A 14,391-nucleotide genomic window follows, 5' to 3' on the forward strand; every position below is an offset into this window, starting at 1 on the left:
AGTCGCTGTGGATATGACTGATCCACCGCCATCGCGAGCAAGCCCGCTCCCACATTTGGCCCGCGTTTATCCCACACCCTAAGGAGCTCTTACGACATGGCCGTTACCTGCACCAGCCTTGAACACGTCCGGGAAAACATCGACCGCCTTGACCGCCAGATCGTCGCCCTGCTGGCCGAACGCGGCAGCTTCGTGTCCCAGGCCGCCCGCTTCAAAAAAGACAGCGAAGGGGTCAAGGCACCCCAGAGGGTCGAACAAGTGATCCACAAGGTTCGTGATTTAGCGCAAACCCTCGGCGCCAACCCCGACGTCACGGAGCAGGTGTACCGCGCGATGATTGGCGCATTCATCCAGCAAGAACTGGCCGAACACGCTGCGCTCGCGCAACCCACCGCCTAAGCCCCTGTGGCGAGTGAGCCGCCCAAACAAATTGCTCACCCCGTTTTCACATCGCCCCGACGAATCCCCTTCTAGACTTCCCTTATCAGCCGCTCAACGGCCTGGGAGTATGAGATGTGGCGGTTCGCTGTGATGTTGGGTGTAGTGATGGCGCTTTCAGGCTGCCAATCCACCCACGATGAGTTACTGGCCAAGGGTTATCCACCGCCCTTCGCCGACGGTTTTGACGATGGCTGCAGCAGCGGGCGCCAGGCGGCCGGGGTGATTACTGGGGAGTTTCGCAAGAACGTCCCACGCTATTTGAAAGACCAGGCGTACGCCGAAGGCTGGGAGGACGGCTTTCGCCAGTGCAAGGCCATGCGCGAGAGCGAGGACCAGAATGACTACCGCGAGCGCCATTGGGACGAGCGCGAACGCGCCTGGCAGCAGGAGAAGGACCGCGACGCCGCACGGGCTTATCGCAGCCAGTAACACCAGAGCGAATGTGAGAGTTGACGAGCCCCAGCGAAGCTATGATTGCGCTGGGCCAGGCAGTAAACCTGTGCTGACCTACCGTTATCGCAGCCTCGCTGCGGCTCGACAGCTCCCACAATTGATCATCGGTGTCGCTCAGCTCGCGGTTTAGACGATGCCCTGCGCCAGCATCGCATCCGCCACTTTCACAAAGCCTGCGATGTTCGCGCCCTTCACGTAGTTGACCCGGCCATTCTCCTCACCGTAGTGCACGCAGGCATGGTGGATCGACTGCATGATGTTGTGCAGTTTGCTGTCCACTTCACCGGCGGTCCACAGCAGGCGCATGGCGTTTTGCGACATTTCCAGGCCACTCACCGCCACGCCGCCAGCATTGGAGGCTTTGCCCGGGGCAAACAGAATGCCCGCTTCGATAAAGATATCCACAGCCTCGAGGGTGGTCGGCATGTTGGCGCCTTCGGCCACGCAGATGCAGCCGTTGCGCAGCAGGGTGCGGGCGGCTTCGGCGTCCAGTTCGTTCTGGGTCGCGCATGGCAGGGCGATGTCGCACGCCAGCTCCCATGGGGTCTTGCCGGCGCAAAACTCCAGGCCAAAACGCGCGGCCAGTTCGCTGATGCGCCCGCGCCGTACGTTTTTCAGCTCCAGCAGCGCCGACCATTGCTCGTCGGTCAAACCGCTTTCGCAGTACAAGGTGCCTTCGGAGTCGGACAGGGAAATCACCTTGCCGCCCAGGTCCATGACCTTGCGCGCTGCGTATTGCGCGACGTTGCCGGAACCGGAAACCGCCACGCGCTTGCCTTCGACGCGCTGGCCCTGGCGCTTGAGCATCTCCTCGGCAAAGTACACGCAACCAAAGCCGGTGGCTTCCGGGCGGATCAGGCTGCCGCCGTAGCTCATGCCCTTGCCGGTAAGCACCGAGGTAAATTGGTTGCTCAGGCGCTTGTACTGGCCAAATAGGAAGCCGATTTCCCGGGCGCCCACGCCGATATCGCCAGCCGGTACGTCCACGTCCGCGCCGATATGGCGGTACAACTCACTCATGAACGACTGGCAGAAACGCATGACTTCAGCGTCGCTCTTGCCCTTGGGATCAAAGTCCGAGCCGCCCTTGCCGCCGCCCATCGGCAGCGAGGTCAAGGAGTTCTTGAAGGTCTGCTCGAAGGCGAGGAATTTCAGCACCCCCAGGTTGACCGACGGGTGGAAGCGCAGGCCGCCTTTATAGGGGCCGATGGCGCTGTTCATCTGGATACGGAAGCCGCGGTTGACCTGGACCTTGCCCTGGTCATCGACCCACGATACCCGGAAGGTAATGGCGCGTTCCGGCTCGCAGATGCGCTCCAGGATGCCCGAGGTCAGGTAGTGGGGATTGGCTTCAAGAAAGGGCCACAGACTGCGTAGGACTTCTTCCACAGCCTGGTGGAATTCCGGCTGGTCCGGGTCGCGTTTTTTGAGGCGGGCAAGGAAGGATTCGACGGATTCGATCATGAAAAGTCTCGGCAGATTTATTGTCGTTAATGGCGATTTGCCCAGGACTTTATCAATTCATGTCGCACCGCGACAGGGCAAAATGTCGCTTTTGTGAATTTAAATGGTGCGATAGATATAAATACACGCGCTTTTTTGCCCCAAAACAGGGATTTCAGTTCAAGGGGCGCACCAATAGATAGACCGCGATCGCAGGCAAGCCAGCTCCCACATTAGATCGAGTACCTCTGCTACGACACGGTCAAATGTGGGAGCTGGCTTGCCTGCGATGAAGTCACCTCGGTCCCTCTCAATTGCGCCAAAAAAAACGGAGCCCGAAGGCTCCGTTTTGTTCAAACCAACCCGAATCAGGCGAGTTTTTTGTGCCGTACACGATGCGGCTGGGCAGCCGCTTCGCCCAGGCGCTTCTTGCGATCGGCTTCGTATTCGGTGTAGTTGCCTTCAAAGAACACCGCTTGCGAATCGTCTTCGTACGCCAGGATGTGCGTCGCCACACGGTCAAGGAACCACCGATCGTGAGAGATCACAATCGCGGCGCCCGGGAAGTCCAGCAGGGCTTCTTCCAGGGAACGCAGGGTTTCCACGTCGAGGTCGTTGGACGGTTCGTCGAGCAGCAACACGTTGCCGCCTTCTTTGAGGGTCAGGGCCAGGTGCAAGCGACCGCGCTCACCACCGGACAGGTCCTTGACGAACTTCTGCTGGTCGCCGCCCTTGAAGTTGAAGCGGCCAACGTAGGTGCGCGACGGGATTTCATAGTTGCCGATACGGATCTGGTCGGAACCGTCGGAGATCTGCTGGAACACGGTCTTGCTGCCGTCGAGGTCTTCGCGGCTCTGGTCCACGCAAGCCAACTGCACGGTTTCGCCGACTTCGATGGTGCCCGAATCCGGTTGTTCCTTGCCCATCAGCATACGGAACAGCGTGGATTTACCCGCACCGTTACCGCCGATCACGCCGACGATGGCGCCTTTAGGCATGGAGAAGGACAGGTTGTCGATCAGCACGCGATCGCCATAGCCTTTGCAGACGTTCTTGAATTCGATGACCTTGTCACCCAGGCGCGGGCCGGCCGGGATGTAGATTTCGTTGGTCTCGCTGCGCTTCTGGAATTCCTGGGACTGCATTTCCTCGAAGCGTTGCAGACGGGCCTTGGATTTCGACTGACGGGCCTTGGCGCCTTTGCGCACCCACTCCAGTTCGTCCTTCATGGCCTTTTCATGGGCCGACTGCTGCTTGGATTCAGCGGCCAGACGGTCGGACTTGGCTTCCAGCCAACCGGAGTAGTTGCCCTCGTAAGGGATACCGGCGCCACGGTCGAGCTCCAGGATCCAGCCGGCGACGTTGTCCAGGAAGTACCGGTCGTGCGTGATCGCGACCACGGTGCCCGGGAAGTCATGGAGGAAGTGCTCCAGCCAGGCCACGGAATCGGCGTCCAAGTGGTTGGTCGGTTCGTCGAGCAGTAGCATGTCGGGGGCCGACAGCAGCAGGCGGCACAGGGCCACGCGGCGTTTTTCACCACCAGACAGGTGCTCGACCTTGGCGTCCCAGGCCGGCAGGCGCAGCGCATCGGCGGCGACTTCCAGCTGGCGCTCCAGGTTGTGACCGTCGCCAGCCTGCAGGATGGCTTCGAGCTTGGCCTGTTCGGCAGCCAGTTTGTCGAAGTCGGCATCCGGCTCGGCGTAGGCGGCGTAGACCTCGTCCAGGCGGGCCTGGGCGTCCTTGATCACGCTGACGGCTTCCTCGACCACTTCACGCACGGTCTTGGACGGGTCCAGGATCGGCTCTTGCGGCAGGTAGCCGATGTTCAGTTCAGGCATCGGGCGGGCTTCGCCTTCGAACTCGGTATCGACGCCAGCCATGATTTTCAGCAGCGTGGACTTACCCGAACCGTTGAGGCCGAGTACGCCAATCTTGGCGCCCGGGAAGAAGGACAGCGAAATGTTTTTCAGGATTTCCCGCTTCGGTGGAACAACTTTGCCCAACCGATGCATGGTGAAAACGTATTGAGCCAAAATGTGGACCTCGTAAAAAGATGAGAACAGGGCCTGCGTAGCGTCATGGCGCTGTACGTAGCACATCGAATGATCAAGGTTAACCTAAGTCGGCGGCGGCGGGCAGATTGACAGGCGCTTTTGAGCCGCGCTTTTTCCTGCAGCGGGCCAGATGTAACACAATACCCGGCAACCCCTCCCTAGAAGAAGACACATGGCACATACATGCAGGATCACGCCTTACCCTCGGACAGTCGCGCAAGACAGCTTCCATGCTTAGTGTCATGTCTGCGCTGGGGTTGTTGCTATTGATGCCGGGACCGACCAATACCCTGTTACTGCGCGCAGGCGTGCTCTCGGGTTTCAGGCGGGCCTGGACCCTGAGCCTGTTGGAGTGCCTGGCTTACCTGCTGCAGATTGCTTTTTGGGGCTACGTCCTCAGCCATATGGGGGCCAATGCGCCGTGGTGTTTGAAGGTGATGCAGTTCGTCTCGATCTGTTACCTGGTCAAGACCTCGTACAGCCTGTGGCGCGAGCCCGCCGCCGATCTGCCCCCATTGCCCGGAGAGCGGGTGTCGAGGTGGCATTTCTTTTTACTGACGCTGATCAACCCGAAGGGTTTGCTGGTGGTTTCGTTCATCGTGCCGGTGCAGACCTTTGCCGACATGGCCTTGTACGGGCAGTTCGCTATGCAATTCACGGCGGTGGTGATCCCCGTAGGGTGCGCCTGGGTGCTGTTCGGCGCACGCCTCAAACGCAGCGGACATGCCTGGCTGACCCCGCAGAACATAAACCGCACATCTTCTGTGGTTATCAGTTGCTTTGCACTGGCGATTCTATTCAGACTGGCGGATGCCCTGATCAGTACCGGCCCGGCCTGATAGTCCCGCCAGGCGGGGCTGGCACTTTGCCACAACTCAAGGCATGCTAGCCGCCCTCCGGGCGTCCGGCTTATAGTGCACGTCGCGCGCCAGTACAGCCAAACCGCAGGATCACAGCTTGACCAACGTAACAAAGCCAAGCCCCTTGCGCGCAGCGCATATTGCGCCCGGCGCCCCCCTGCACGGAACCCTCAAGGGCGCGCTGGCGACGCTGGTCCTGTTGCTGCTCGCGTTATTGTTCTGGCAGTTGCTGGACCAATTGCAGCAGAACCAGAAGAACCAGCAGCAATACACCATCGACTACAGCGCCGACCTGGCCGAACAGATCAGCCTGAACATGGCCCTGAGCGCGCAAATCGCCCTCAACCTGCTGCCGATCGTCGAACCTCCACGCAATGAAGAACAGCACCAGGCCCTGATGCGCAGCCTGCAGCGCTCGTTGCCGGAACTGCGCAGCGTCGCCCTGCTTGCCCCCAGCGGCGCGATCATCAGTGATACCGCCGACAACAGCCAGGATAGCGCCTGGCTTGAAGAGCTGGTCAAGCGCAGCCACGCCCAGTCCTATTACCTGAGCAATAACAGCGACGGCTCCATCATCTACCTGCTGCTGCACCAACCCAGCGGCGGCGCCAAAATGTACTGGGCGTTGCGCCTGGCCCCCAATTACCTGGCCAACCTGACGCGCCAGGACGGCCAGGGGCCACGGCCGATGTGGGCGATTGAAAACCAGTTGAACCACCGGGTGGTCAGTCGTGACAGCGGCATGCCCAGCCAGTGGTCGGCCGGGCTGACCCCGGAAGAGCTGAACAAGACCGTGCTGGTCACGCCCTTGAGCAAAAGCGACTGGCAACTGCGCGGGCTGTTTGATCGCGCCGCCGTGCTGGAGCAACTGCTGCCGGCGTTTATCGGCAAGTGCCTGCTGGGCCTGGCCTTTTCGCTGATCCCGGTGCTGGTGCTGCTGAACATGCGGCGCCGCCAGCGCCAGGTCAATGAAGGCCGGCGCCGCTACCAGGATATTTTCGAAGGTACCGGCGTGGCCTTGTGCGTGCTCGACCTGTCGGGCCTGCGCGGCTTCTTCGACAAGGCCCAGTTGCACACCCGCGAACAACTGCAGGATTGGCTGCAAAACAGCCCCGAGCAACGCCAGCAACTGCTCAAGGAGCTGCGCATCACCGAGGTCAACCAGGTCGCGGTGCGCCTACTGAATGTGGCGTCCTGCGAACAGGCGTGGGAACGTTTGATCGACGGTTGCCCGCTGGACACCAGCGCCATTGGCTACGCAGTGCTTGAGGCAGTGCTGACCCAGCAGAAACAGCTGGAGTTGGAGATTCAACTCAGCGACATCGAAGGCAACGACCAGTACCTGTGGCTGGTGATGCGCCTGCCGGAAGAACAGCACGACTATAAGGCGGTGATCCTCAGCATCAGCGATATCACCAGCCGCAAACTGGTGGAGCTGTCGCTGGTGGAGCGCGAGGCGTTCTGGTCGGACGTGGTGCGCACCGTGCCGGATCACCTGTATGTGCAGGATGTGATCAGCCAGCGCATGATCTTCAGCAACCACCACCTGGGCCACACCCTGGGCTACAACAAACACGAACTGCAGCAGATGGGCGAGTATTTCTGGGAGATCCTGCTGCACCCCGAAGACGCCGAGCACTACCACGACCTGCGCCAGCAGCAACGCGCCGCCGGGTACCTGGCGCAGTTGCAATGCCAGTTGCGCTTTCGGCACCGCAACAATCAGTGGCGGCGCTTCGAGATCCGCGAACAGGCCCTGGCCCGGGACAAGACCGACCAGGTCACGCGGATCATTGGCGTGGCCAAGGACATTACCGACCAGATCGAAGCCAGCGAATCCCTGCGCGACAGCGAACAGCGCTACCGCATGCTGGCCGAAAGCATCAGCGACGTGATTTTCTCCACCGACAGCAAACTGGCCCTCAACTACGTCAGCCCGTCGGTGAATGCGGTGCTGGGCTATGAAGTCGACTGGATCTTCAAGAACGGCTGGCAATCGACCATCGCCAACCCACAGCAACTGACCGGCATCTACACCCTTGTGGAACGGGTCAGCCGCGCCCTGGACCAGCCCGAAGCCCTGGCCTTGCTGCGCGATGACGTGCAGACCCAACTGTTCCTGTTCGATTGCCTGCGGGCCGATGGGCGCAAGGTGCCGATCGAACTGCGCCTGGTGCTGGTGTGGGACGAGCACGGCGCGTTCGAAGGCATCCTCGGCGTGGGCCGCGATATCAGCCAGCAACGCCGCGCCGAAAAAGACCTGCGCATGGCGGCCACGGTATTCGAACACTCCACCTCGGCGATCCTGATCACCGACCCCGCCGGCTATATCGTGCAGGCCAACGAAGCCTTCAGCCGGGTCAGCGGCTATGCCGTGGCCGATGTGCTCGACCAATTGCCGAACATGCTCACCGTCGACGAACAGCAGGAAGCCCACCTGCGCTATGTGCTCAAGCAGTTGCACCAGCACAGCACCTGGGAAGGTGAAGTGTGGCTCAAGCGCCGCAGCGGCGAGCATTACCCGGCCTGGGTCGGCATTACCGCCGTGCTCGATGACGAGGGCGACCTGGCCAGCTACGTGTGTTTTTTCAGCGACATCAGCGAGCGCAAGGCCAGCGAACAACGCATCCACCGCCTGGCCTACTACGACGCCCTGACCCACCTGCCCAACCGCACGCTGTTCCAGGACCGCCTGCACACCGCGTTGCAATCGGCGGAGCGGCAGAAGTCGTGGGTGGTGCTGATGTTCCTCGACCTCGACCGCTTCAAACCGATCAACGACTCCCTGGGTCATGCCGCGGGCGATCGCATGCTCAAGGAAATGGCGACCCGCCTGCTCGGCTGTGTGGCCGAGGACGATACCGTGGCGCGCATGGGCGGTGACGAGTTCACCTTGCTCCTGCAACCCCGGGTCAGTCGCGAGATGGCGTTGAACCGCGCGATCCACGTGGCCGAGCAGATCCTCGCCAGCCTGGTGAAGCCGTTTGTGCTGGAGGGCCGCGAGTTTTTTGTCACCGCCAGTATCGGCATCGCCCTGAGCCCTCAGGACGGCAACGAACTGAGCCAACTGATGAAAAACGCCGACACCGCGATGTACCACGCCAAGGAGCGCGGCAAGAACAACTTCCAGTTCTACCAGGCCGACATGAACGCCAGCGCCCTGGAGCGCCTGGAGTTGGAGAGCGACCTGCGTCATGCCCTGGACCAGAACGAATTCGTGCTCTATTACCAGCCGCAGTTCAGTGGCGATGGCAAACGTTTGACCGGCGCCGAAGCCCTGCTGCGCTGGCGTCACCCGCGCCGTGGCTTGGTGCCGCCGGGGGATTTCATCCCGGTGCTGGAAGAATTGGGCCTGGTGGTGGACGTGGGCGACTGGGTAATCGACGAGGCATGCCGCCAACTCAAGACCTGGCACCAGAACAAGGTGCGGGTGCCCAAAGTCTCGGTGAACATCTCGGCGCGGCAGTTCTCCGACGGGCAGTTGGGCACGCGGATCGCCACCATCCTCAAGGAAACCGGCCTGCCGCCGGCGTGCCTGGAGCTGGAGCTGACCGAAAGTATCCTGATGCGCGAAGTCAACGAGGCCCTGCAGATCCTTGCCAGCCTGAAAAACCTCGGCCTGAGCATCGCCGTGGACGACTTCGGCACCGGCTACTCATCGCTCAACTACCTCAAGCAATTCCCCATCGACGTGCTGAAGATCGACCGCACGTTCGTCGACGGCCTGCCCTCCGGCGAGCAGGACGCGCAAATCGCCCGGGCAATCATTGCCATGGCCCACAGCCTGAACCTGGCGGTGATCGCCGAGGGCGTGGAAACCCATGAGCAACTGGACTTCCTGCGCGAGCATGGCTGTGACGAGGTGCAGGGTTATCTGTTTGGGCGACCGATGCCGGCCAATCGGTTTGAGGCGCAGTTCTGTAACGACGCCCTGTTCATGTTCGACTGAAAATCATGTGGCGGTGCAGATGGCCTCATCGCGGGCAAGCCCGCTCCCACAGTTGAAATGCGCTCCCATGTGGGAGCGGGCTTGCTCGCGAAGGGGCCATCAAATACGCCATCCATCTCTGGATGAACGCCACTTGTCCGCGACATGATGTCCTTTCATATGCCATCTAAAACCCATTGGGTTAGAATGCCCCTCTTTTCTGCCCCCGATCCTTGAGGACCGCCATGTTCAGCCGTGATTTGACTATTGCCAAGTACGACGCCGATCTCTTTGCCGCCATGGAGCAAGAAGCTGTGCGCCAGGAAGAGCACATTGAGCTGATCGCTTCGGAAAACTACACCAGCCCTGCGGTGATGGAGGCTCAAGGTTCGGTTCTGACCAACAAGTACGCCGAAGGTTATCCGGGCAAGCGTTACTACGGCGGTTGCGAATTCGTCGATATCGTCGAGCAACTGGCCATCGACCGTGCCAAGGAACTGTTCGGCGCCGATTACGCCAACGTCCAGCCACACGCCGGCTCCCAAGCCAACGCGGCCGTTTACCTGGCCCTGCTGCAAGGCGGCGACACCATCCTGGGCATGAGCCTGGCCCACGGCGGTCACCTGACCCACGGCGCCAGCGTTTCCTCCTCCGGCAAGCTGTACAACGCTGTGCAGTACGGCATCGACGGCAACGGCCTGATCGACTACGACGAAGTCGAGCGCCTGGCGGTCGAGCACAAGCCAAAAATGATCGTGGCCGGGTTCTCTGCCTACTCGCAGATCCTCGACTTCCCACGCTTCCGTGAGATCGCTGACAAGGTTGGCGCCTACCTGTTCGTCGACATGGCCCACGTGGCCGGTCTGGTCGCCGCTGGCGTCTACCCGAACCCGGTGCCTTACGCTGACGTGGTGACCACCACCACCCACAAGACCCTGCGCGGTCCACGTGGCGGCCTGATCCTGGCTCGTGCCAACGCCGATATCGAGAAGAAGCTCAACTCCGCCGTCTTCCCGGGCGCCCAAGGTGGCCCGCTGGAGCACGTGATCGCTGCTAAAGCGATCTGCTTCAAGGAAGCGTTGCAGCCTGAGTTCAAGACTTACCAGCAACAAGTGGTGAAGAATGCCCAGGCCATGGCCAGTGTGTTCATCGAGCGCGGTTTTGACGTGGTGTCCGGCGGTACTGAGAACCACCTGTTCCTGCTGTCGCTGATCAAGCAGGACATCTCCGGTAAAGATGCTGACGCTGCCCTGGGCAAAGCCTTCATCACCGTGAACAAGAACTCGGTACCGAACGATCCACGTTCGCCGTTCGTCACCTCGGGCCTGCGCTTCGGCACCCCGGCTGTGACCACTCGTGGCTTCAAGGAAGCAGAGTGCAAGGAACTGGCTGGCTGGATCTGCGACATCCTGGCTGACCTTTCCAACGAAGCCGTGATTGACGCGGTCCGTGAGAAGGTCAAGGCCATCTGCAAGAAGCTGCCGGTATACGGCGCTTGATTGCAGGCGCTTGAATAAAAAGCCCGGCTCTTGAGCCGGGCTTTTTTATGCCTGTTGGAACGCGGTCAACATGTGGGAGCGGGCTTGCCTGCGATAGCAGTGGGTCTGCCAACTCATCATTGACTGGTCTACCGCTATCGCAGGCAAGCCAGCTCCTACACTGGTCGCGTTTCAAGTCAGGGTTGGTAGACCCGCGCAAAGCCCGCGCGAATCTTCTCTTGCGGTAACTCATCGGCAATAAACACAATCACGCTTTCCCGCGGCTCGCCTTCGGCCCATTCGGTGTCCCAATCGAACCCGTAGAGCTTGAGCACGCCCTGGAACACCATGCGTCGATCTTCACCGGCGATGTTCAGCACGCCCTTGTAGCGCAGCAGTTGTTTGCCGTGCTCTTCCAGCAACTCGTTCATGAACTCGCTGAGGCGGTCGATATCCAGCGGCTGGTCGGTGCGCAGTACCAGGCTGGAAATGCGGTCGATGGACGGCGCCTGGCTGATCGGGCGCAAGGTCATGCCTGCGTTGAGGTTGAAGCCGCGCACATCCAGCAGTTCAGCCAAGTCGATCTTGCCATGTTCCACCACACGGATCGGCGCGCGACGGTTGATTCGGCTCAGGCGCTGGCTGAGGGCCTCGAAGCTGGCGTCGTCGACCAGGTCGCGCTTGCTCACCAGCAGGCGGTCGGCAAAGCCGATCTGCGCCTGGGCGATGGTCTGGGTCAGATGGTGCTCGGCGTGGGCCGCGTCCACCAGGGTGATGATGCCGTCGAGAAGATAGCGCTCGCGCAGTTCTTCATCGATAAAAAAGGTCTGGGCCACCGGCGCCGGGTCGGCCAGGCCGGTGCATTCGATCACCAGGCGGTCGAAGGCGATTTCGCCGCTGTCCAGGCGTTCGAGCAGCAGGTACAGGGCCTTGGTCAGGTCGGTGTGGATGGTGCAGCACACGCAACCGTTGGACAGGGTCATGACTTGGACCGGTTCATCACCCAACAGCTGGGTGTCGATGCCGGCGTCACTGAATTCGTTTTCGATCACGGCGATTTTCAAGCCGTGCTCGGCCTTGAGCAGGTGGCGCAGCAAGGTGGTCTTGCCAGCGCCGAGGAAGCCGCTGAGGACGGTGACGGGGATGGGAGAGGACAAAATATTCTCCTTGAGGAAACACAAAACAAATGTGGGAGCGGGCCTGTGTGGGAGCGGGCTTGCTCGCGATGCAGGCAACTCGGTCTACCTGGTATACCGAGGTGATGCTATCGCGAGCAAGCCCGCTCCCACACAAGCCCGCTCCCACAGGGGATCACATAGGCCCAAGCCTATGGGTTCAACAGCACTTGGGCCCGCCCTTGCCGCCGTAACGGGCTTCCTGGCGTTCCCGGAAGAACGCCTTGTAGTCCATCATCGGCTTGTCCGGGTGCTTGGTTTGCATATGCTCGACGTAGGTGTCGTAGTCGGGCATGCCGACCATCAGGCGGGCTGCCTGACCGAGGTATTTACCGAGGCGACCAATGTCATTGAACATGTTTGCAACCCTCTATCACGCGTCCGGCATGGCTTGGAATGGTGCTTCTTTATCCGTACGTTCCTTGGTACCCCAGGCGGCCACGCCGACTTTGATCGCATAGAACAGGATGCTGAAGACCACGAACAGGAACAATACCGTCAGCGTGGCGTTGGTGTAGGCATTCCAGATCACGTGCTGCATCTGGTCGATGCTCTTCGCCGGGGCCAGGATCTGCCCGTTGGCCAACGCATCGCTGTATTTTTTCGCCAACGACAGGAAGCCGATCGCCGGGTTAGCGTCGAACAGCTTGATCAGGCCGGCGGTCACGGTGCAGATCAGCAGCCAGACAGCCGGCAGCATGGTTACCCAAATGTAGCGCTGGCGTTTCATTTTGATCAGCACAACCGTGGCGAGCATCAGCGCGATACCGGCCAGCATCTGGTTGGAGATGCCGAACAGTGGCCACAAGGTGTTGATGCCACCCAGCGGGTCGATCACGCCCTGGTACAGCAAGTAGCCCCACATCGCCACGCAGCCGGCGGTGGCGATCAGGTTGGCAGTCCACGACTCGGTACGCTTGAGCGCCGGGACGAAGGAGCCGAGCAGATCCTGGAGCATGAAGCGCCCGGCACGGGTCCCGGCGTCAACGGCGGTCAGGATGAACAGCGCTTCGAACAAGATCGCAAAGTGGTACCAGAACGCCATGGTGTTTTCACCCGGCAGCACGCTGTGCAGGATCTGCGCGATGCCGACCGCCAGGGTCGGCGCACCGCCGGCACGGGCCAGGATGGTGGTTTCACCGATGTCATTGGCCACCGCTTGCAGCGCTTCCGGGGTAATTGCAAACCCCCAACTGCTGACGGTTTGCGCAACAGTCACCACATCGGTGCCGACAATCGCCGCAGGGCTGTTCATGGCGAAGTAAACGCCTGGCTCGATCACCGACGCGGCAACCATGGCCATGATGGCGACGAACGACTCCATCAACATGCCGCCATAACCGATGTAGCGCGAGTGGGCTTCATTGGCCAACAGCTTGGGCGTGGTGCCCGAGGAAATCAGTGCGTGGAAACCCGATACCGCGCCACAGGCGATGGTGATGAACAGGAACGGGAACAGGCCGCCCTTCCAGACCGGACCGGTGCCATCGACAAACTGGGTCAGCGCCGGCATTTTCAGGTCGGGCATGGTGACCAGGATGCCGATTGCCAGGGCAATGATGGTGCCGATTTTCAGGAATGTAGACAGGTAGTCACGCGGGGCCAGGATCAGCCACACCGGCAATACCGCAGCCACGAATCCGTAGCCGACCAGCATCCAGGTGATCTGGATCCCGGTAAAGGTGAAGGCCTTGGCCCATACCGGATCAGCAGCAATCTGCCCGCCCAGCCAGATCGAGCCCAGCAGCAACAGCACGCCAATGATCGAGATCTCGCCGATGCGGCCCGGGCGGATGTAACGCATGTAGACGCCCATGAACATCGCGATCGGGATGGTCGCCATCACCGTGAAGATGCCCCACGGGCTTTCGGCCAGGGCCTTGACCACGATCAGCGACAACACCGCGAGGATGATGATCATGATCAAAAAGCAGCCAAACAGCGCGATGGTCCCGGGAATGCGGCCCATCTCTTCGCGGACCATGTCCCCCAGGGAACGGCCGTTGCGACGGGTGGACAGGAACAGGATCATGAAATCCTGCACGGCCCCCGCCAGCACCACGCCGGCAATCAGCCATAGCGTACCCGGCAGGTAACCCATCTGCGCCGCCAATACCGGGCCGACCAGAGGTCCCGCACCCGCGATGGCCGCGAAGTGGTGACCGAACAGAATGTGTTTGTTGGTCGGCACATAGTCCAGACCGTCGTTGTTGATCACTGCGGGGGTGGCCCGCCGTGGATCGAGTTGCATCACATTATTTGCGATGAACAGGCTGTAGTAACGATAAGCCACCAGATAAATGGCGACTGCCGCGACTACAATCCACAAGGCGTTGATCGCCTCGCCGCGACGCAAAGCCACTACGCCCAGGGCGCACGCTCCTACGATTGCCAGCAACAGCCAGGGTAGATGGCGTAGCAGGCTATTATTATTTTTCATTTTTATATTCCAGCCAGGTTGGACAGAAAGACAGCCAGTCCGAGTTTAGCGCGCTGTGCCCTAAAGACCAGCCCCCTACGTTGGTCTAGAGCCTTGCCGGGGCGAAAAAAAAGCGAAAT

Annotated in this window: 10 protein-coding genes; 5 read left to right on the forward strand and 5 right to left on the reverse strand. The window is 60.8% G+C overall.

Annotated features, from left to right (window positions below; all coding sequences use genetic code 11):
• Positions 1-96: 96 nt before the first annotated feature.
• Both ACSSVH_RS22480 and ACSSVH_RS22485 read left to right on the forward strand, forming a co-directional pair.
• On the forward strand, positions 97-399 hold the full coding sequence (locus ACSSVH_RS22480) for a chorismate mutase (protein WP_172312263.1): 303 nt from the start codon (positions 97-99) through the stop codon (positions 397-399).
• A gap of 114 nt (positions 400-513) precedes the next feature.
• On the forward strand, positions 514-870 hold the full coding sequence (locus ACSSVH_RS22485; protein WP_170041704.1) for a hypothetical protein: 357 nt from the start codon (positions 514-516) through the stop codon (positions 868-870).
• A 150-nt stretch (positions 871-1,020) separates the two neighbouring features.
• Here ACSSVH_RS22485 and gdhA read toward each other — a convergent pair whose 3' ends face one another.
• Together gdhA and ettA are read right to left on the reverse strand one after the other, a co-directional pair.
• The gene (gene gdhA / locus ACSSVH_RS22490) at positions 1,021-2,358 is read right to left on the reverse strand and encodes an NADP-specific glutamate dehydrogenase (RefSeq protein WP_169951074.1); all 1,338 of its coding nucleotides are present in this window, start codon (positions 2,356-2,358) and stop codon (positions 1,021-1,023) included.
• Positions 2,359-2,705: 347 nt separating this feature from the next.
• Complete coding sequence (gene ettA / locus ACSSVH_RS22495; RefSeq protein WP_029292090.1) at positions 2,706-4,370, reverse strand: energy-dependent translational throttle protein EttA; 1,665 nt, start codon at positions 4,368-4,370, stop codon at positions 2,706-2,708.
• A 251-nt stretch (positions 4,371-4,621) separates the two neighbouring features.
• Here ettA and ACSSVH_RS22500 point away from each other — a divergent pair, with 251 nt between their 5' ends.
• From ACSSVH_RS22500 to glyA, 3 genes are all read left to right on the forward strand, one after another.
• Positions 4,622-5,230, forward strand: coding sequence for a LysE family translocator (locus ACSSVH_RS22500; protein ID WP_169951076.1), 609 nt, complete (start codon positions 4,622-4,624; stop codon positions 5,228-5,230).
• 118 nt (positions 5,231-5,348) lie between these two features.
• Entirely contained in the window at positions 5,349-9,200 is a 3,852-nt protein-coding gene (locus ACSSVH_RS22505) for a bifunctional diguanylate cyclase/phosphodiesterase (protein ID WP_170041701.1), read from the forward strand.
• A 224-nt stretch (positions 9,201-9,424) separates the two neighbouring features.
• Positions 9,425-10,678, forward strand: coding sequence for a serine hydroxymethyltransferase (gene glyA / locus ACSSVH_RS22510; RefSeq protein ID WP_038443507.1), 1,254 nt, complete (start codon positions 9,425-9,427; stop codon positions 10,676-10,678).
• A gap of 176 nt (positions 10,679-10,854) precedes the next feature.
• Here the strand turns inward: glyA and yjiA are convergent, their stop codons facing one another.
• From yjiA to ACSSVH_RS22525, 3 genes are all read right to left on the reverse strand, one after another.
• The gene (gene yjiA, locus ACSSVH_RS22515; protein WP_170041700.1) at positions 10,855-11,814 is read right to left on the reverse strand and encodes a GTPase; all 960 of its coding nucleotides are present in this window, start codon (positions 11,812-11,814) and stop codon (positions 10,855-10,857) included.
• A 178-nt stretch (positions 11,815-11,992) separates the two neighbouring features.
• Positions 11,993-12,190 carry a YbdD/YjiX family protein gene (locus ACSSVH_RS22520; protein ID WP_029292120.1) on the reverse strand — a complete coding sequence of 66 codons (198 nt, stop codon included), beginning with the start codon at positions 12,188-12,190 and terminating at the stop codon, positions 11,993-11,995.
• 15 nt (positions 12,191-12,205) lie between these two features.
• Entirely contained in the window at positions 12,206-14,272 is a 2,067-nt protein-coding gene (locus ACSSVH_RS22525) for a carbon starvation CstA family protein (RefSeq protein WP_169951082.1), read from the reverse strand.
• Positions 14,273-14,391 lie beyond the last annotated feature (119 nt).

It is taken from the genome of Pseudomonas sp. HC1(2025), assembly GCF_058742075.1.

Bases quoted from the DNA above. Each gene is read 5' to 3' on its own strand.
- ACSSVH_RS22480 (WP_172312263.1), top strand. From the start codon at position 97: ATGGCCGTTACCTGCACCAGCCTTGAACACGTCCGGGAAAACATCGAC.
- ACSSVH_RS22485 (WP_170041704.1), top strand. From the start codon at position 514: ATGTGGCGGTTCGCTGTGATGTTGGGTGTAGTGATGGCGCTTTCAGGC.
- gdhA (WP_169951074.1), bottom strand. From the start codon at position 2,358: ATGATCGAATCCGTCGAATCCTTCCTTGCCCGCCTCAAAAAACGCGAC.
- ACSSVH_RS22500 (WP_169951076.1), top strand. From the start codon at position 4,622: ATGCTTAGTGTCATGTCTGCGCTGGGGTTGTTGCTATTGATGCCGGGA.
- glyA (WP_038443507.1), top strand. From the start codon at position 9,425: ATGTTCAGCCGTGATTTGACTATTGCCAAGTACGACGCCGATCTCTTT.
- ACSSVH_RS22520 (WP_029292120.1), bottom strand. From the start codon at position 12,190: ATGTTCAATGACATTGGTCGCCTCGGTAAATACCTCGGTCAGGCAGCC.
- ACSSVH_RS22525 (WP_169951082.1), bottom strand. From the start codon at position 14,272: ATGAAAAATAATAATAGCCTGCTACGCCATCTACCCTGGCTGTTGCTG.